General features: G+C 64.8%; 17 protein-coding genes and 2 tRNA genes. 11 read left to right on the top strand and 8 right to left on the bottom strand.

Going from position 1 to position 16651, the window contains the following annotated elements:
• Positions 1 to 4: 4 nt before the first annotated feature.
• The 5 genes from C7449_RS06365 to pncB all read right to left on the bottom strand — a co-directional run bounded on the left by C7449_RS06365 (position 5) and on the right by pncB (position 6598).
• A complete protein-coding gene (locus C7449_RS06365; protein ID WP_108001925.1) occupies positions 5 to 2284 on the bottom strand; it encodes a chemotaxis protein CheA in 2280 nt (759 codons plus the stop codon).
• A 16-nt stretch (positions 2285 to 2300) separates the two neighbouring features.
• Positions 2301 to 2666, bottom strand: coding sequence for a chemotaxis response regulator CheY1 (gene cheY1, locus C7449_RS06360; RefSeq protein WP_108001924.1), 366 nt, complete (start codon positions 2664 to 2666; stop codon positions 2301 to 2303).
• Entirely contained in the window at positions 2663 to 2962 is a 300-nt protein-coding gene (locus C7449_RS06355; RefSeq protein WP_108001923.1) for an STAS domain-containing protein, read from the bottom strand. The genes cheY1 and C7449_RS06355 overlap by 4 nt, the downstream gene beginning before the upstream one ends.
• A 115-nt stretch (positions 2963 to 3077) precedes the next feature.
• A complete protein-coding gene (locus C7449_RS06350) occupies positions 3078 to 4667 on the bottom strand; it encodes a globin-coupled sensor protein (protein ID WP_108001922.1) in 1590 nt (529 codons plus the stop codon).
• A gap of 626 nt (positions 4668 to 5293) precedes the next feature.
• Positions 5294 to 6598, bottom strand: a complete 1305-nt coding sequence (gene pncB, locus C7449_RS06345) for a nicotinate phosphoribosyltransferase (RefSeq protein WP_108001921.1) — start codon at positions 6596 to 6598, stop codon at positions 5294 to 5296.
• A 279-nt stretch (positions 6599 to 6877) separates the two neighbouring features.
• On the opposite strand from pncB, the gene abc-f reads away from it, so the two are divergent.
• Entirely contained in the window at positions 6878 to 8500 is a 1623-nt protein-coding gene (gene abc-f, locus C7449_RS06340; protein WP_108001920.1) for a ribosomal protection-like ABC-F family protein, read from the top strand.
• Between the two features lie 47 nt (positions 8501 to 8547).
• On the opposite strand, the gene C7449_RS06335 is transcribed toward abc-f, so the two are convergent.
• Positions 8548 to 8745 carry a hypothetical protein gene (locus C7449_RS06335; RefSeq protein ID WP_108001919.1) on the bottom strand — a complete coding sequence of 66 codons (198 nt, stop codon included), beginning with the start codon at positions 8743 to 8745 and terminating at the stop codon, positions 8548 to 8550.
• Positions 8746 to 8919: 174 nt separating this feature from the next.
• A tRNA-Thr gene (locus tag C7449_RS06330) sits at positions 8920 to 8994 on the bottom strand.
• Between the two features lie 156 nt (positions 8995 to 9150).
• Here C7449_RS06330 and C7449_RS06325 point away from each other — a divergent pair.
• The 10 genes from C7449_RS06325 to C7449_RS06280 all read left to right on the top strand — a co-directional run bounded on the left by C7449_RS06325 (position 9151) and on the right by C7449_RS06280 (position 15382).
• The gene (locus tag C7449_RS06325) at positions 9151 to 9372 is read left to right on the top strand and encodes a hypothetical protein (protein ID WP_108001918.1); all 222 of its coding nucleotides are present in this window, start codon (positions 9151 to 9153) and stop codon (positions 9370 to 9372) included.
• Positions 9373 to 9618: 246 nt separating this feature from the next.
• On the top strand, positions 9619 to 10911 hold the full coding sequence (murA, locus tag C7449_RS06320) for a UDP-N-acetylglucosamine 1-carboxyvinyltransferase (RefSeq protein WP_108001917.1): 1293 nt from the start codon (positions 9619 to 9621) through the stop codon (positions 10909 to 10911).
• Positions 10912 to 11083: 172 nt separating this feature from the next.
• The gene (locus C7449_RS06315; RefSeq protein WP_108001916.1) at positions 11084 to 11521 is read left to right on the top strand and encodes a DUF2948 family protein; all 438 of its coding nucleotides are present in this window, start codon (positions 11084 to 11086) and stop codon (positions 11519 to 11521) included.
• 130 nt (positions 11522 to 11651) lie between these two features.
• On the top strand, positions 11652 to 12950 hold the full coding sequence (hisD, locus tag C7449_RS06310) for a histidinol dehydrogenase (protein ID WP_108001915.1): 1299 nt from the start codon (positions 11652 to 11654) through the stop codon (positions 12948 to 12950).
• Between the two features lie 16 nt (positions 12951 to 12966).
• A complete protein-coding gene (locus C7449_RS06305; protein ID WP_170115817.1) occupies positions 12967 to 13434 on the top strand; it encodes a UPF0262 family protein in 468 nt (155 codons plus the stop codon).
• Between the two features lie 37 nt (positions 13435 to 13471).
• Positions 13472 to 13915 (top strand): arsenate-mycothiol transferase ArsC, encoded by a 444-nt coding sequence (locus tag C7449_RS06300; protein ID WP_374828160.1) that lies wholly within the window; start codon positions 13472 to 13474, stop codon positions 13913 to 13915.
• Between the two features lie 117 nt (positions 13916 to 14032).
• Positions 14033 to 14251: a translation initiation factor IF-1 gene (gene infA / locus C7449_RS06295; RefSeq protein ID WP_004435948.1), complete on the top strand. Its 219-nt coding sequence runs from the start codon at positions 14033 to 14035 to the stop codon at positions 14249 to 14251.
• Positions 14252 to 14300: 49 nt separating this feature from the next.
• The gene (locus tag C7449_RS06290) at positions 14301 to 14921 is read left to right on the top strand and encodes a Maf-like protein (protein WP_108001912.1); all 621 of its coding nucleotides are present in this window, start codon (positions 14301 to 14303) and stop codon (positions 14919 to 14921) included.
• Positions 14922 to 14924: 3 nt separating this feature from the next.
• Complete coding sequence (gene yacG, locus C7449_RS06285) at positions 14925 to 15131, top strand: DNA gyrase inhibitor YacG (protein ID WP_108001911.1); 207 nt, start codon at positions 14925 to 14927, stop codon at positions 15129 to 15131.
• 175 nt (positions 15132 to 15306) lie between these two features.
• Positions 15307 to 15382: transfer RNA gene (locus C7449_RS06280), tRNA-Phe, on the top strand.
• A gap of 296 nt (positions 15383 to 15678) precedes the next feature.
• Here C7449_RS06280 and C7449_RS06275 read toward each other — a convergent pair.
• The gene (locus C7449_RS06275; protein ID WP_108001910.1) at positions 15679 to 16614 is read right to left on the bottom strand and encodes a sialate O-acetylesterase; all 936 of its coding nucleotides are present in this window, start codon (positions 16612 to 16614) and stop codon (positions 15679 to 15681) included.
• Positions 16615 to 16651 lie beyond the last annotated feature (37 nt).

Raw genomic sequence — 16651 nt, 5'->3', positions numbered from 1 at the left:
CTCGTCATCCAGTCGCTGCAAGCGAGATTTCCTGTTTCAGGGATTGCCCGCGTGAAGCGGCGACGACCGCATCGACGTCGAGGATGAGCGCCACGCGCCCATCACCGAGAATCGTCGCCGCGGCGATGCCGGGTACGTGCGTGTAGTTGGCCTCCAGGCTCTTGATGACGACCTGCCGCTGGCCCTGGATCGCATCGACCATCAACGCCCGCTGGCCGCCGCCTTCGGATTCGACCAAGAGGGCGACGCCCTCGACGGGATTGGCCTGCGTGGCACGGAAATTCAGGATCCGCCCGACGTCCACGAGCGGGCAGAAGGAGTTGCGGATCGAGATCAGGCGCTGGCTGGCACCGAAGGAATGGATGGCCGAGGCTTCCGGCTGCAGCGTCTCGACGATCGCCGTCAGCGGCACCACCAGCGTCTGGCCGGCGACGGTGACGACCATGCCGTCGAGCACGGCCAGCGTCAGCGGCAGGCTCATGGTGAACACCGACCCCTGACCGGGGCGGGACGAGATCGAGATGCGGCCGCCGAGCGCCTGGATCGACCGCTTGACCACGTCCATGCCGACGCCGCGGCCGGAGATGTCCGAGATCTTGTCGGCCGTCGAGAAGCCGGCATGGAAGATCAGGTTGTCGATCTCCTCATCCGACAGATTGGCATCCGGCGCAATCAGATCGTTGTCGATTGCCTTCTGGCGGACCTTCTCGCGGTTGATGCCGCCGCCGTCGTCGGCCAGTTCGATGACGATCCGGCCCGAGCGGTGCTTGGCCGTCAGGCGAACGGTGCCTTCCGGGTTCTTGCCGGCCGCCTGGCGCTTCTCCGGTGGCTCGAGACCGTGGTCGACGGCGTTGCGGATCATGTGGGTCAGCGGTTCGGCCAGCTTGTCGATGACCGTCTTGTCGACCTCCGTGTTCTCGCCTTCCGTGACGAGCCGGACGGACTTGCCGGTGGCGTCGGCGATCTCGCGGACGATGCGCGACATGCGCTGGAACACCGGCTTCACGGGCTGCGCGCGGATCGCCATGACCGAGTCCTGGATCTCGCGCGTCAGCTGCTGCAACTCGTCGAGCCCCATGTTGATCGAGGACAGGCCGTTGTTGTCGTTCTCGATCACGCTCTGCGACAGCATCGCCTGATTGATGACCAGCTCGCCCACGAGATTGATCAGCCGGTCGACCCGATCGAGATCGACGCGTATGGTCGGCGCAGCCGCTGCCGATGATGCGGCGGATGCTGCCGCGGGCCCGGCGGCCGGCTGTGCGACAGCTGCCCTTTGCTCGCTTGCCGGAGCCTCGTCGCGCCCGGCACCGGCCATCGGCACGACGTTGCTCCCGAAGTCCGCAGCGGATGCAGGCGAGACCGGCTCGGGCTCGCTGACGATCACGTCCGTCGGCTCGTCGAGAATCGAAAGGTCGAACGGGACGGGTTGCATCGGCAGTTCGTCCTGCGCCTCCACGCCCGCTTCGCTCTTTTTCTCGACGGCGCGGATCTCGAGGTCACAGTCCCACTCGGCGAATTCGAACACCGACCGAATCCCATCCTCGCCCTTGTCGGTCGTGATGGAGATCTTCCAGGCGAAGTAGGCCTCCTCCGGGTTCATGTCCTCAAGCAGCGGCAGGGCGTCCGTGTCGCAATGGATGCTCATTTCGCCGAGACGTGAAAGATCGCGCAGCAGAAGGGACGCCTCGTTGCCCTTGGCGTAGAGCTCGCTCTTGGGCCGGAAGAGGATTTCGTAGGTCGGCACGCCAGATTCGGCCGGCTGCTCCTCATCGCCGAAATCGTCGAACGAAAACGGTATCGGCTGAAAGCCTTCATCGTTGACCGCCGGGGTGGCAGCCGGAACCGGCGCCGCCACTGGCGCGGCGCGGGCGACCGGAGCTTCGGCGGCGGCGGACATTTCGCCGTTAGCCAGCGCTTCCAGTTCCCGGATCAGCTGCTTGCTGCGCGCCTCGTCGACGCTGCCGCCGTCGCGGGCAGCATTGGTCAGATCGGCCAGCACGTCGGCCGACTTCAGCATGACCTTCAGCACATCCTGGTTCGGCTCGAGCTTGTTGGATCGAACGCAATCAAGCGTGGTCTCGAAGACATGCGCGAAAGACACCAGATCATCCAGGCCGAACGCGCCGGCGCCGCCCTTGATCGAATGCACCGCGCGGAACACGGCGTTGACCGTCTCCGGGTCGCGATCGCCGTCGTTCAGCTTCAAGAGACCGGATTCCAGTTCGGCGAGCTGCTCCTCGCACTCCTGGAAGAAGATTTCCTTGATCTCGTTCATGTCCATCGGGAAGAACCTCGATTTAGGCGGTTACGCGCTCGATTGCATCGATCAGTTTGGTGGGATCGAACGGCTTGACGATCCAGCCGGTCGCGCCGGCCTGGCGGGCGCGGTTTTTCTTTTCGGCGTCGCTTTCGGTGGTCAGCACGAGGATCGGAACGGCGCGATACTTCTCATTGCGGCGCACGCCCTCGATGAAGCCGAAGCCGTCGAGGCGGGGCATGTTGATGTCGGTGACGATCACGTCCGGGTTTGCCTCCTCCAGGACCTCCAGCCCGGCGACGCCGTCCTCCGCCTGGATCGTCTCGAACCCGGCATTGTTGAGCGTCACCAGAAGCATGTTCCGGATCGTCCGTGAATCATCCACGGTAAGCACCTTCTTCTTCATCGCTGAGTCTCCTTGGCCAGCAGGTGTTCGATGTCGACGCCGATGAGTTGCATCGTCTTGAGGAACGGCTCCGACGCACTGCTGAACGAGAAGGCGCGCTTGTCGACTTCCCAGTTCCTGGCGGCCGACACCAGCACCTGCGCGCAGAGCGCGCCGACCCGCTCGACCGCCGAAGCGTCGATCGACAGGTCGCTGCCCTTCAGCGCCATCAGCTTGTCGCGAAGCGCCGTCGCCTCGTTGAGATCAAGCACGGGTGCCAGGCTCAAGCTTTTCGGAGCCGCCTTCTTGCTCGCCATCACTGTGTTCCTTGTCTGCGTCTGTGCACGTTGGAAGTCCGGGGGCCCGATGCGACCGGACATCGACTGGCACCGCCGCGCCGGCTCGACTCGGTCGAAAAAACATGACGCAAGCTCATCGTCCGCCTCCATAGCCGGCGGCAAGCAGGGGCGTCGCTGTCGCTGGGCGGCCAAGTGGCGCCGCTTCTGTCCGGCCGGCCGGACTGCCCGCCACCGCCTCATTGCCGATGTGAAACTGCCGGATCGTCCTTCCGAGCTCGGCAATGACGGCATGAAGGTCGGCACCCGACTGACCGGTGTTCCCGGCAAGCTCGGCATCGGCCCTGGCCTGGGCGCTGATCCGGCCGAGATCGCCGGCAACGGCGTCGAGCCCGCCGATCTCCTCGGCCCCCTGCTGGACGATGCCGGCGATCGCATCATTGATATCCGCCACCTGGCGCACGATGCCGCCGATGGCGTCCTGCGTGCGATTGACGCGGTCGACGCCGGCATCTACCTGCGCCTTGGTGCCGGTGACGAGTTGCTTGATCTCCCGCGCCGCATCCGCCGAGCGCTGCGCCAGCGCGCGCACTTCCTGCGCCACCACGGCAAAGCCCCGGCCGCTGTCACCCGCCCGCGCCGCCTCGATCCCGGCATTGAGCGCAAGCAGGTTCGTCTGGAAGGCGATCTCGTCGATCACGCCGATGATCTGGCCGATCTTCTCGGCCGAGGCCTCGATGTCGGCCATTGCCGACATCGCCTCGCCGACGATGCGGCCACTTTGCTCGGCCGACTGCCGCGTCGCCTGTGCGGCGGTCTCGGCCTTGCGTGTTTCGGCCAGGTTCAGCTTCAGCCGCCCGCCGATCTCCTCGAGGGTCGACACGGTACCGGCCAGCTCAGCCGACTGCGCCGCCGAGCGCGCGCACACCTGTTCCGCCTGGGCCGAAAGGGCCTGCGCCAGCGCGGCGGACTCCTCCCCCCGCGCGATGACGTCGCCCAGGCCGCGCTGCACCTCGTCAAGCGCCCCGTCGAGCGTGCCGGCGAGTTCGCGCCAGTCTTCGGGCATCTGCCCACCGGTCCTGTGGGTGAAGTCGAGGTTGGCAAGGCTGCGGATGAGCTCTCCGAAGACATCCTCGAGCGCGCCGCGGTCGGCTTGGCGCTGTTCGCCCATGGCGCGGTGGTGATTGTGGCGCAGTTGGTTGAAGCGCAGCGAGACGCCGATTTCAGCATCGACCATGGCGATGCGGACGAAGGCGGAAATCAGCTCGGCCAGTTCCTTGCGGCGCGTGTTCCGCGCGCCGGGAAGGATCGCCTTCGGCCAGTACTCCTCAATGAGCCCGCCGATCACGTGCTCCAGCACGATCGCGTGGCCGGAGATGCGCCATCGCGGGTCGAGGCCCATCTGGCTTTCCGCATCGGCCAACACCTTGACCCGCTCGGCATAGAGACTGTCGAAGCGTGCATCGGTCAGCACGCTCCAGTGGGAGGCCTGCAGGTCGTGCAGGCGATCGATCGCGCGCTCGCTCTGGAAGTTGCGCGCCGCGTCGGGGAAGGTCTGGAAGCGTTGGAAGAGGTCGCGCAGCGCCGTCTCGACATGGCGCTCCAGCGTCTGGCGATGGGTACGCAGCACCTCGCCGTGGGCAGGTTCGACGCCAGCGAATCTCAGGCGGTCGCGAAGGCTTGCCGCCTGCGCTGTCGGAGCCTGTTCTGCTGGCTGTTCCTGCACGTTGGTCCCTACATCCGCTGCGGTCCGGCGGCCGCTGTCGCGGGCCGGACCGGTGACTTCGCCATGGAGAGGGTGCCAGCGTCATGCGGGGACGATCATCCACGCTGCTCCGATCGCTCGGCGCATGATGGCAACCGCTTGCCGGTCCATGGTCGATTTCAGTTGAAGCTTGATACCGGGTCGAAACCGGTCCGGGCGGTACGGCATCATGCCTGGCTGGGAAGCGGTGCGATTTCCCATTCCGACGCGTGGCGTCATGTTTATGGTTAATTCCTTGCCTGAAGGTTAATGGGCCACCCCATGCTTCAGCCATGGCCCGCATGCGGCCCTGCAGGCCGCAAAATCAGCAAGCCATCAGCAAGGTTTGCCTGCTATAAGCGATTCGAGACGATGACGTCCTCTGGAAACGAGCAATGATTGTTCTTTGGATGAGCGCGATGCTTTTGACCGTCGCGACCCTTGCCGCCCTCGCCGCACTGATCGGAATCGACGGCCGGCGCTCCGCCCGTACCGCGGCGATATTCTGACCCCCGCCGGCATTGTTCCAGCGGGCATGTGCGCTGGCGCGCCTGCATGTCGTGGAACGCAGGAACCGGCGGGCCGCCGGCAGCTGTTCCGGGATTGGCCTACACCCGCACGGCCTGATCGACAAAATCCTCGGTGCCGAAAAATTTCAGGTAGCGCTGCACCGCCGCCGGATCGCCGGTCGCCTTCTGCGGATTGTCGGACAGTTTGACGGCCGGACGGCCGTTCGCGTCGCTGACCTTGCAGACCACCGAAATCGGATCCAGCCCCCGGAATCGTTTCGGCGCGCAGCCGACGAAGTCGTTGGTCAGGTTCGTGCCCCAGCCGAAGCTCATGCGCACACGCCCGTTGAAGTGCTCATAGGTCCTGATGATCGTGTCGACGTCGAGGCCGTCCGAGAAGATCAGAAGCTTCTCGCGCGGGTCGCGCCCCATCTTCTTCCACCAGGCAATGATCTTCTCGCCGCCCTCGATCGGCGGCGCGCTGTCGGGACGGAAGCCGGTCCAGTCGGCGACCCAGTCCGGCGCATATTTCAGGAAGGCGGCCGTGCCGAAGGCATCCGGCAGCACGATCAGCAGGTTGCCGCCGTAGAGCCGGTTCCAGTCCTGCAAGACCTTGTAGGGGGCCGCCGCCAGTTCCGCATCGGTGTCCGCCAGTGCGGCGGCGACCATCGGCAGTTCGTGGGCGTTGGTGCCGAGCGCCTCCAGATCCGTATCCATTGCCAGGAGCACGTTGCTGGTTCCGGTGAACGAGGCCCCGATCCCCTCCTTCAACGCCTCGACGCACCAGCGCTGCCAGAGGAACGAGTGGCGCCGGCGGGTGCCGAAGTCGGAGATGCGCAGGTCCGGATGCTGGCGCAAAAGTTCTACCTTGGCCCACATCTTGGCCTTGGCGCGCGCATAGAGGACGTCCAGCGCGAACTCGCCCATGCCCCGCATCGCCGATCGCGACCGAAGCTCGTTGACGATGGCGAGCGCCGGGATCTCCCACATCGTCGTGTGCGACCAGCGCCCCTCAAACGTCAGCTCGTACTGGCCGTCCCGGCGCGCCAGATGGTATTCGGGCAGCTGGAAATCGGCGAGCCAGGCCAGGAACTCGGGCGAGAAGATCTGCTTCTTTCCATAGAAGGTGTTGCCGGCGAGCCAGATCATCTCCTTCTTGGTGAAGCGGATGGTGCGCACATAGTCGAGCTGGTCGCGCAGTTCCTGCTCGTCGATCTCGTCGGCGAGCCGCACCGTCTTTGTCCGGTTGATCAAAGAAAACGTGGCGTCGACGTCCGGATAGAGCTTCCAGATCATCTGCAGCATCAAGAGCTTGTAGAAGTCCGTATCCAGCAGGCTGCGCACGATCGGGTCGAGCTTCCAGGCATTGTCGTATACGCGACGGGCAATATCCGTCTTGGTCATCAAACCGCACCTCGCTGCACCGCTGCCCTGTGACGGCCCGTTGCGTCGGACCGAGGCCGCCCGCGCGCCACCCAGCCGCACTCATGGCACGGGTTGCATGACTGTCGCAAGATGCAGGTACCTGCGCACCGCTCGCCGGGCAGGTCGGAACCACCGCTTCTGAGCGCCGAGAGCCTGGTCGATCGACGCGGCGGCCGGGCGACAAAGGATGTCAGCTCGCGTGACAGCTGCGCCCGCCCGTGGCATAGGCGTGCTCCCAACCAACCGGGCCGTCCTTCAATGATCCGCATCGAGAATATCAGCAAGTCCAACAGTCACCGCATCCTCTATATGGAAGCCTCGGCGGCCTTGAACCGCGGCGAACGGATCGGGCTTGTCGGCCCGAACGGGGCCGGAAAGACGACGCTCTTTCGGCTGATCACCGGGGAGGAACTGCCGGACGAGGGACAGGTCACCGTCGAGAAGGGCCTGACGATCGGCTATTTCGACCAGGACGTCGGCGAGATGGCCGGACGGTCGGCCGTTGCCGAGGTGATGGAGGGGGCAGGACCGGTGAGCGCGGTGGCGGCGGAGCTGCGCGAGCTGGAGGCGGCGATGTCGAATCCGGACCGGCTGGACGAAATGGATGCGATCATCGAGCGTTACGGCGAGGTCCAGGCACGCTACGAGGAGCTCGATGGCTATGCGCTGGAGGGGCGCGCCCGCGAGGTCCTCGCCGGTCTCAGCTTCAGCCAGGAGATGATGGACGGCGACGTCGCCAAGCTGTCGGGCGGTTGGAAGATGCGCGTGGCGCTCGCCCGCATCCTGCTGATGCGCCCGGACGTCATGCTGCTCGACGAGCCGAGCAACCACCTCGATCTGGAAAGCCTGATCTGGCTTGAGGATTTTCTCAAGGGATATGACGGCGCCCTGCTGATGACCTCGCATGACCGCGAGTTCATGAACCGGATCGTCACCAAGATCATCGAGATCGATGGCGGCGCGCTGACGAGCTATTCCGGCGACTATGGCTTCTATGAGGAGCAGCGGGCGCTGAACGAAAAGCAGCAGCAGGCCCAGTTCGAGCGCCAGCAGGCCATGCTCGCCAAGGAGATCAGGTTCATCGAGCGCTTCAAGGCCCGCGCCTCTCACGCCTCGCAGGTGCAGAGCCGCGTCAAGAAGCTCGACAAGATCGACCGTGTCGAGCCGCCGCGCCGCCGCCAGACGGTCGCCTTCGACTTCCCGCCGGCGCCGCGTTCCGGCGAAGACGTCGTCAACCTGAAGAACGTCCAAAAGGCCTATGGCAGCCGTATAATCTATGACGGCCTCGACTTCATGGTGCGCCGGCGCGAACGCTGGTGCATCATGGGCGTCAACGGCGCCGGCAAGTCGACGCTGCTCAAGCTGGTCACCGGCACGACCACGCCGGACAAGGGCAACGTATCGCTCGGCGCCAGCGTCAAGCTCGGCTATTTCGCCCAGCATTCCATGGACCTGCTCGACGGCGACAGCACCATACTCCAATGGCTGGAGGAACGCTTTCCGAAGGCCGGACAGGCGCCGCTCCGAGCGCTCGCCGGCTGCTTCGGCTTCTCCGGCGACGACGTCGAGAAGCGGTGCCGGGTGCTGTCCGGCGGCGAGAAGGCGCGGCTGGTGATGGCGGCGATGCTGTTCGACCCGCCAAATTTCCTTGTTCTGGACGAGCCCACCAACCATCTCGACCTCGACACCAAGGAGATGCTGATCAAGGCGCTCTCGGCCTACGAAGGCACCATGCTGTTCGTCTCGCACGACCGCCGCTTCCTGTCGGCGCTTTCCAACCGGGTGCTGGAGCTGACCCCGGACGGGATCCACCAGTATGGTGGTGGTTATACCGAGTATGTGGAACGGACCGGACAGGAGGCACCGGGCCTGCGCGGGTGACAGGCCGCTGCTCCCTGGGTGCCTACGGTGTAGCGCCGCGATGCCGCTCAGGCGGCATTTAACTCTTCCCATGAGGAGACCTTGGACGCGATCATCACGGGCTTGCCGTCGCTCTCGCACCGATCGGTTGGCGCCACAACCGTCGCCTCCATGAACCGCACGATGGCCACGCCGTTGATGAAGCGCGCCGCTTCTTCGTCAGCGGTGGATTGAGCAGCCGCCAGCGCATCGGCGAACAGGATCAAAAAGCGTTTCACAACCTGTCGGAGCCCCGTCCTGAACGCTCGCGGAATTCACCGACCGCCGGCGCGCGCAAGTCCGAGGCAAGAGTGCGCAAATAAGTGCCCAAGTCACTGTATGTCGGGCTGTGGGGCGTCTGTATGGCGCCCCGCAAAGCATTGATATTTCCGGGAATTTGATGGTGCTGCTAGAGAGATTTGAACTCTCGGCCTCTCCCTTACCAAGGGAGTGCTCTACCCCTGAGCTATAGCAGCATCCGGCGAAGCAGTGTGGCTGCGTTCGCGTCAAGCGAGGCGCCTATTGCCATAGTCTTCCCCCCTATGCAAGCCGCAAACGCATGAAGCCGACAACAATTTCCCGGATGGCACGGCGCGCTTTTGCAGAACGCCGATCCGCGCTATCGATAGGACATGCAGGACGACGACGACAAAGACCCGGAAAACAGCAACCGCGAGGGGCGAAAAGGCAAGGCGCAGCCATCCGGCTACGATGCCGCGCGCAAGGCGCGGCTCGCCAGGGCGCTGCGCGACAATCTTGCCCGCCGCAAGCAGCAGGCGCGCGCACGGCGGGCCGGCGATGCCGACGAGACGGAGGGCCTGCCTGCCGCAAAAAAGGACGAATCGCCGTCCTAGGGTGCCCGGCCGCTGCTTCGGCGCGAAAACCGGCGACGATCCCGCGATGGATGTATCGGCGCGTTGCGTCGCCAGCATGCGGTCGGGGTCGGCAGGTTTCTCCCGCATGGACTGATCGGCGTCATACACAATACTCCGACCCCGCGAGAATGCGGCGGACTTCATTTTCAGACAACGATGCTCTAAAGAGGCGCCTTCCTCAGGAGCCGCATTTGAGAAGGGCGGGCACGGGCCCGTAGTGTGCACATGGATCGTATCAGGATTGTAGGCGGCAACGAGCTCAGGGGCGTGATCCCGATTTCCGGCGCCAAGAACGCAGCCCTGCCGCTGATGATCGCCTCGCTCCTGACGGACGACACGCTGACGCTGGAAAACGTGCCGCACCTCGCCGACGTCGAGCAGCTCATCCGCATCCTCGGCAATCACGGCGCCGACATCTCCGTCAACGGCCGCCGCGAGCGCCAGAGCGAAGGCTATTCGCGCACCATCCACTTCACCTCCCGGCAGATCGTCGACACCACCGCGCCCTACGAGCTGGTGGCCCGCATGCGGGCCAGCTTCTGGGTGATCGGCCCGCTTCTGGCGCGCGAGCGCAAGGCGCGGGTATCGCTGCCGGGCGGCTGCGCGATCGGCACGCGCCCGGTCGACCTGTTCATCGAGGGCTTGGCCGCGCTCGGCGCGAAGATCGAGATCGACGGCGGCTATGTCGACGCCACCGCGCCGGATGGCGGCCTGATCGGCGCGCGCTATACCTTCCCCAAGGTTTCGGTCGGCGCCACCCACGTGATGATGATGGCGGCGACGCTCGCCCGCGGCACCACGGTCATCGGCAATGCGGCCCGCGAGCCGGAGGTCCAGGACCTCGCCAAGTGCCTCAACGCCATGGGCGCCAGAATCACCGGCGCCGGCACCAGCACGATCACGATCGAGGGCGTCACCTCGCTTTCCGGCGCCCGCCACCGCGTGCTGCCGGACCGGATCGAGACCGGCACCTATGCCATGGCGGTTGCCATGACCGGCGGCGACGTCGTCCTCGAGGGCACTGACTGCCACCTTCTGGAGACCGCGCTCGAGGCCATCCGCCGGGCCGGCGCCGAGATCACCGCGACCGAGAGCGGCATCCGCGTCGTCCGCAACGGCGGCGGCATTCGGCCGGTCGACATCGTCACCGACCCCTATCCGGGCTTCCCGACCGACCTGCAGGCCCAGTTCATGGGCCTGATGACGAAATCCACCGGCGTCTCGCACATCACCGAGACGATCTTCGAGAACCGCTTCATGCACGTGCAGGAGCTTGCCCGCCTCGGCGCGAAGATCTCGCTGTCCGGCCAGACCGCCAAGATCGAGGGCGTCGAGCGCCTGCGCGGCGCGCCTGTCATGGCGACCGACCTGCGCGCCTCGGTCTCGCTGGTGATCGCCGGCCTGGCCGCGGAGGGCGAGACGATGGTCTCCCGGGTCTACCATCTCGACCGTGGCTTCGAGCGGCTCGAGGAGAAACTGCGGCGCTGCGGCGCGTCGGTCGAACGGGTCAGCGATTGATCGGCGACGCGGTCGTCGGACCTGCCGAAACATCTCCTGCGCGGTTGCGGCGCAGCGCCTGACACCCTATCTGCTGGCCAGGTAAGCGGCACGCCCCCCGCCTGGCCGGAAGTGCCGACGAGGGATGCCAGGCAGGGATCAGGGGGCCCGTGGCCCGCGGAAAAGGAGCGTAATGGACAGTCTGAAGCTGATGGCACTGGATGCCGACGATCTCGCAGTCGTCTCTGCCCATCTGCAGGACGCTGTCTTCAAGGTCGGCGACATCACCTGGGATGCGCGCCATGGCGTCTTCACCATAGCCCTGAACCGTTTCGTGTGGGAGAAGGCCGCCGAAGGTCGAAAGGGTTTCCAGCGGCGGCGGACGCTGGTTGCCTTCAAGCGCGTACAGGCCGTGCGCTCCATCGGCATCGACCAGTCCAACCACGACGCTGTGCTCTGCCTGCTGGCGATTCGTTTCACTCCGAAGGAGGACGGTCCGGACGGAACGATCGAACTGCTGATGTCGGGCGCGGCGTCCATCGCCCTCGACGTTGAATGCATCGAAAGTCAGCTTGCGGATACGGGCGCTACGTGGGAAACCGGCTTGAAGCCCAGCCACCCGGCAGGCTAGGCTCACCCGGAGTTTTTCGACGTCCGTTGAGGCACAATGCGCAGCCGCGATCTCAGATTGCTGCTGCCCTCACCGGCCCTTATTTCAACGATGCAGCGGGACGTCTTGTCCCCGAACGAGAGTTAAAAGATTGGCGATCAGGCTGGACTATCGCGACGGCGACTTCGAAACACGGTTCGCCGCCTTCCTGACAACCAAGCGCGAGGTTTCGGAGGACGTGAACGCGACGGTTCGCGCCATCATAGAGGACGTGCGCGAAAACGGCGACAAGGCGCTGGCGGCCTATTCGCTGCGCTTCGACAGCCTTGATTTTGCCGTTACGCCCATGCGGGTTGGCGCCGAGGAGATCGAAGCCGCCTATAGCGACACGCCGGCCGACCTGATCGCGGCGCTCGAACTCGCCGCCGCGCGGATCGAGAAACACCACGCCCGCCTGTTGCCGAAGGACGACGTCTACGAGGATGAGATCGGCGTCGGGCTGGGCTCGCGCTGGACGGCGATCGACGCGGTCGGCCTTTACGTTCCGGGCGGCACCGCCAGCTACCCGAGCTCGGTGCTGATGAACGCCGTGCCCGCTAAGGTCGCAGGCGTGCCGCGCCTCGTCATGGTGGTGCCGGCGAAAGAAGGCGCGATCAACCCGATCGTGCTCGCCGCCGCGCGCATCGCCGGCGTCGACGAGATCTACCGGATCGGCGGCGCCCAGGCCGTGGCGGCGCTCGCCTACGGCACCGAGACGATCGAGCCCGTCGCCAAGATCACTGGACCCGGCAACGCCTTCGTCGCCGCCGCCAAGCGCCAGGTCTTCGGCACGGTCGGCATCGACATGATCGCCGGGCCCTCAGAAGTGCTGGTGATTGCTGACGGGGAGAACAACCCCGACTGGCTGGCCGCCGACCTGCTCGCCCAGGCCGAGCACGACCGCGGCGCGCAGTCGATCCTGATCACCGACAGCGCGGAGCTCGCCGATGCGGTCGAGGCGGCGGTCGCCCGCCAGCTGAAGACGCTGGAGCGCTCGGAGACGGCCGAGGCGAGCTGGCGCGATTTCGGCGCGATCATTCTCGTGCCCGATCTCGAGAAGGCGGTGCCGCTCGCCAACCGCATCGCGGCCGAGCACCTGGAGATCGCCACCGCCGATGCCGAGAGCTTCGTGCCGAAGATCCGCAATGCCGGCTCGATCTTCGTCGGCCGCCATACGCCCGAGGCGATCGGCGACTATGTCGGCGGACCGAACCACGTTCTGCCGACCGCCCGCTCGGCGCGCTTTTCCTCGGGCCTTTCGGTGCTCGACTACATGAAGCGGAGCTCCATCCTGCGGCTCGGTCCGGACCAGCTGCGGAGCCTGGGGCCGGCTGCGATCACGCTTGCCGAGGCGGAAGGGCTCGGTGCCCATGCCCGCTCCGTCGCCATCCGGCTCAACCCGTCGGGGTGACGACGGGATGACGAAGATGCCCGCGTTCCGGCTGTGCGACGTGGTCCTGGACGAGACGATCGGCCGGGCCACTCCGGATGTGGAGCATGAACGGGCGGTGGCGATCTTCGACCTCATCGAGGAAAATTTCTTCGAGCCGGTGGGTCATTCGGGCGGTCCCTACCGGCTGCAGCTGTCGTTGCTGGATTCGAAGCTGATCTTCGCCATCACCACCGAGGACGGCAGCACGGTCGCCACCCACATCCTGTCGCTGACGCCGTTCCGGCGGATCGTGAAGGACTACTTCCTGATCTGCGAGAGCTACTACCAGGCCATCCGCTCGGCGACGCCGAGCCAGATCGAAGCGATCGACATGGGGCGTCGCGGCGTGCACAACGACGGATCGCAGACGCTGATGGACCGGCTTGCCGGCAAGATCAAGCTGGATTTCGATACGGCGCGGCGGCTGTTTACCCTGGTCTGCGTTCTCTACTGGCGCGGGTGAGCGGATGGTGGCGGGGCACGACGCACAGGGGCAGGCCATGATGCGAACCCCTCGGTCGGTGCTTTTCCTGTGCCGCATGAATGCGGTGCGCTCGCCGATGGCCGAGGCGATCGCCCGCAGTGTCCTGCCGGTCGGCACCTATGTGGCCTCCGCCGGCATCCGTCCCGGCGAGCGCGACCCCTTCGTCGACGCGGTCCTCGACGAGATCGGACTTTCGATCGGCAGCCATGCACCCCGCTCGTTCGAAGAGCTGGAGGACGACTATTTCGACCTCATCGTCACGCTCGCGCCCGAGGCACACCATGCGGCGCTCGAGCTGACACGCGCCAATGCCATCGAGGTCGTCTACTGGGCGACGCCCGACCCGACGGTCGCCACCGGCACGCGCAACCAGATTCTGTCCGCCTACCGCGACGTTCGGAACCACCTGGCTTCGCTGATCGCGACCCGGCTCGGACCCGGCATGCCGGTCTCCAATTGAGCAAATGCAGAAAGCCGGATCATTGGTGTTCACAAAACACCGGCGATTGTGTAGTTTCCGGCAAAATTCGACAGGCAGGCATCCTGCCGCCCGTCAACGAAGGATCACCACTACAATATGGCAAAAGAAGAAGTCCTCGAATTCCCCGGCGTCGTCACGGAACTGCTGCCGAACGCCACGTTCCGAGTAAAGCTCGAGAACGAACACGAGATCATCGCCCATACGGCCGGCCGCATGCGCAAGAACCGCATTCGCGTGCTTGCCGGCGACAAGGTGCTCGTCGAGATGACGCCCTACGACCTGACCAAGGGCCGCATCACCTACCGCTTCAAGTAATCCCGCTCGTCCGGCCGCCGCCCTGCCCGCCCGGCTTCCTCGAGGTTCCATGGCTTTCGAAAACAAGCTCATCCTGGCATCCGGCTCGCCGCGCCGCGTGGAGCTTCTGGCGCAGGTGGGAATAGAGCCCGCCCGGCTGATGCCCATGGACATCGACGAGACGCCGAAGCGATCGGAGCATCCCCGCTCGCTGGCCAGGCGGTTGTGCACCGGCAAGGCGGAAGCAGCACTTGCGGCGATCAAGGGCGATCCGGGCGCCGAGGGCAGCTACATCCTCGCCGCCGACACCGTCGTGGCGGTCGGCCGACGCATCCTGCCGAAGACCGAGATGGTCGACGAGGCCTCCGGCGCCCTGCATCTTCTCTCCGGCCGCAGCCACCGCGTCTTCACCGGAATCTGCCTGGTCACGCCCGACAGGAAGATCCGGCAACGGATCGTCGACACCAAGGTCCGGTTCAAGCGGCTTTCCAGCCGCGACATCGAGAGCTATCTTGCTTCGGGACAATGGCGCGGCAAGGCGGGCGGCTATGCGATCCAGGGGATCGCCGGCAGCTTCGTCGTCAAGCTGGTCGGATCGTACAGCAATGTCGTCGGCCTGCCGCTGCAGGAAACGCTGGCCCTGCTTTCGGGCGAGGGCTATGACGTCCAACGGCGCTGGGCCGAGGCCTGAGAGATGACACCCAAGACTGAAAAGCCGGCCGCCAAGGTCGAACCGCTGCGTAAAACGCGCCCCTGCCCCGAATGCGGCCGTCCATCGACACGCGAGCACTATCCCTTCTGTTCGGAGCGCTGCCGAAGCCTTGACCTGAACCGCTGGCTGTCCGGTTCCTATTCCATTCCGGTCAGCGACGACGAGGCAAAGCCCGACGAAGACCAGTAGCGGCTGTCGCATAGCGGAACGAAAGATCAATCTTTTCCGCAGCTTGCCTAAACCAGTTTTTTCCGGCGAAAAACCGTTCTGGGGGCTGGACACCGTCGAGCAAGATGCTATAACCCCGCTCGCTTCCGGGGCGAAACCAAGCGCCCCGCGGTTTTCAATCGAGAACCACACGGATGCCCGGATAGCTCAGTTGGTAGAGCAGCGGATTGAAAATCCGCGTGTCGGTGGTTCAAATCCGCCTCCGGGCACCATTTTTCCAGGCGAAACTGTCAGAACAGAAGCCGCTTCATGCGGAAATTCATGTTGCGCCATGTTGCAAGGGCATCTCCTGCATTTCCCAAGCGACTTCGGCAAATCCACGCGACATGATTGCAACATGGCAATGGGCCCAGCCCCTCTTCTGCAGATCGACGTTGCCTGGGAGAGATCGCAGTCTCGATCCGCGCCGCCCAAGGAAGGTGCCGCAGTTCGCCAGCGATGGTGAAACTGGAGCCGCGGTCCGCGCGACCGCCAGCAGAAGGACGCCCGCGGAGATCCTTTGCTCTGATCATTGGGCATGCGCTGTCTGGCGATCAGCGAGCAGAAGGCCAGCCCATGCCCGCGACACCTTCTCCGCGCCGGTGGCAGCCATGTGGCAATCGTCGTAACGATCGACTTCGTCGAGCAGTGCGTCGGTATTCACGCCCTCCTTCAACCCGTTTCCACCCTTGGACAAGGCCAACTGAGCACGCACGATTGCATTGTCCGGCGCATGTGTCTTCAAGCCTCCGTTGCTCGGCTCCAGGCATTTCGAGGCAATGGTAATGTAGACGGGAGCGTCGATACCTTCCTGACGCAGGGTATCGACCATGGACAGTAATCCCGCACGGTAGGTGTCCGCGCTTGTAGCCTTGACGTAGTCGGCCTCCCCCTGATCCCATAGGACATCCGTCACGCGATAACCGGCGTCTTTAAGTTGCCTCGCCGTATCGACCAAAAGTGCGTTGAGGTCGCCACCTTGCGCCCATCGTGCAATCTCCGAGCCGGAAAACGCGAGGGGCGCGATCACCACGTTGTCGATGTCACCCGATGCGATCAGCAGGTTTCCCAACAATGTCCAATACTCTCCCCTCGTATCGGTCGACCCAAGGAGTGGCGAAGCCGCGACAAAACATCGTTTTCCGTAAAAATTGACGACCCGCGGGCCATACTGCGATCTGTACCGCTGGCCGGCATGGTTTGCAGCATTGGATTGGCCGAGTACCAGTAGAACCGCGGTTCGATCGGTTTGCCTCGGGCAGGAAACGGCGGTTTTGGTTTCGTCGGCAATGAGGCGGCCGTCAGGCTCGAACATGTAACGGCTTTCCTCTGCGGCTTTTGCCCTGGGGAAACGCTCTCTCAGTTCGACAAGCTGCGGCCAAGGGAAGATGTCGTGCCGTGCACTCATGGCACCGAAGAAATACATGAAAAGGAGCACGATCAGGCCAGCAACTACTTTTCGCATTTCGCCACCGAATACTGATCAGCTTCCCCATGCATAC

The organism is Mycoplana dimorpha (genome assembly GCF_003046475.1).
In the GTDB taxonomy this organism is placed as follows: Bacteria; Pseudomonadota; Alphaproteobacteria; order Rhizobiales; family Rhizobiaceae; genus Mycoplana; species Mycoplana dimorpha.
Note: the sequence above shows the minus strand (reverse complement) of the source record. Positions and strands in the feature narration are given on the sequence as shown.

Coding starts and splice junctions, on each gene's coding strand:
- C7449_RS06365 (WP_108001925.1), bottom strand. CDS start 2,284: ATGGACATGAACGAGATCAAGGAAATCTTCTTCCAGGAGTGCGAGGAG.
- cheY1 (WP_108001924.1), bottom strand. CDS start 2,666: ATGAAGAAGAAGGTGCTTACCGTGGATGATTCACGGACGATCCGGAAC.
- C7449_RS06355 (WP_108001923.1), bottom strand. CDS start 2,962: ATGGCGAGCAAGAAGGCGGCTCCGAAAAGCTTGAGCCTGGCACCCGTG.
- pncB (WP_108001921.1), bottom strand. CDS start 6,598: ATGACCAAGACGGATATTGCCCGTCGCGTATACGACAATGCCTGGAAG.
- abc-f (WP_108001920.1), top strand. CDS start 6,878: ATGATCCGCATCGAGAATATCAGCAAGTCCAACAGTCACCGCATCCTC.
- C7449_RS06325 (WP_108001918.1), top strand. CDS start 9,151: ATGCAGGACGACGACGACAAAGACCCGGAAAACAGCAACCGCGAGGGG.
- murA (WP_108001917.1), top strand. CDS start 9,619: ATGGATCGTATCAGGATTGTAGGCGGCAACGAGCTCAGGGGCGTGATC.
- C7449_RS06315 (WP_108001916.1), top strand. CDS start 11,084: ATGGACAGTCTGAAGCTGATGGCACTGGATGCCGACGATCTCGCAGTC.
- C7449_RS06305 (WP_170115817.1), top strand. CDS start 12,967: ATGCCCGCGTTCCGGCTGTGCGACGTGGTCCTGGACGAGACGATCGGC.
- C7449_RS06300 (WP_374828160.1), top strand. CDS start 13,472: ATGATGCGAACCCCTCGGTCGGTGCTTTTCCTGTGCCGCATGAATGCG.
- infA (WP_004435948.1), top strand. CDS start 14,033: ATGGCAAAAGAAGAAGTCCTCGAATTCCCCGGCGTCGTCACGGAACTG.
- C7449_RS06290 (WP_108001912.1), top strand. CDS start 14,301: ATGGCTTTCGAAAACAAGCTCATCCTGGCATCCGGCTCGCCGCGCCGC.
- yacG (WP_108001911.1), top strand. CDS start 14,925: ATGACACCCAAGACTGAAAAGCCGGCCGCCAAGGTCGAACCGCTGCGT.
- C7449_RS06275 (WP_108001910.1), bottom strand. CDS start 16,614: ATGCGAAAAGTAGTTGCTGGCCTGATCGTGCTCCTTTTCATGTATTTC.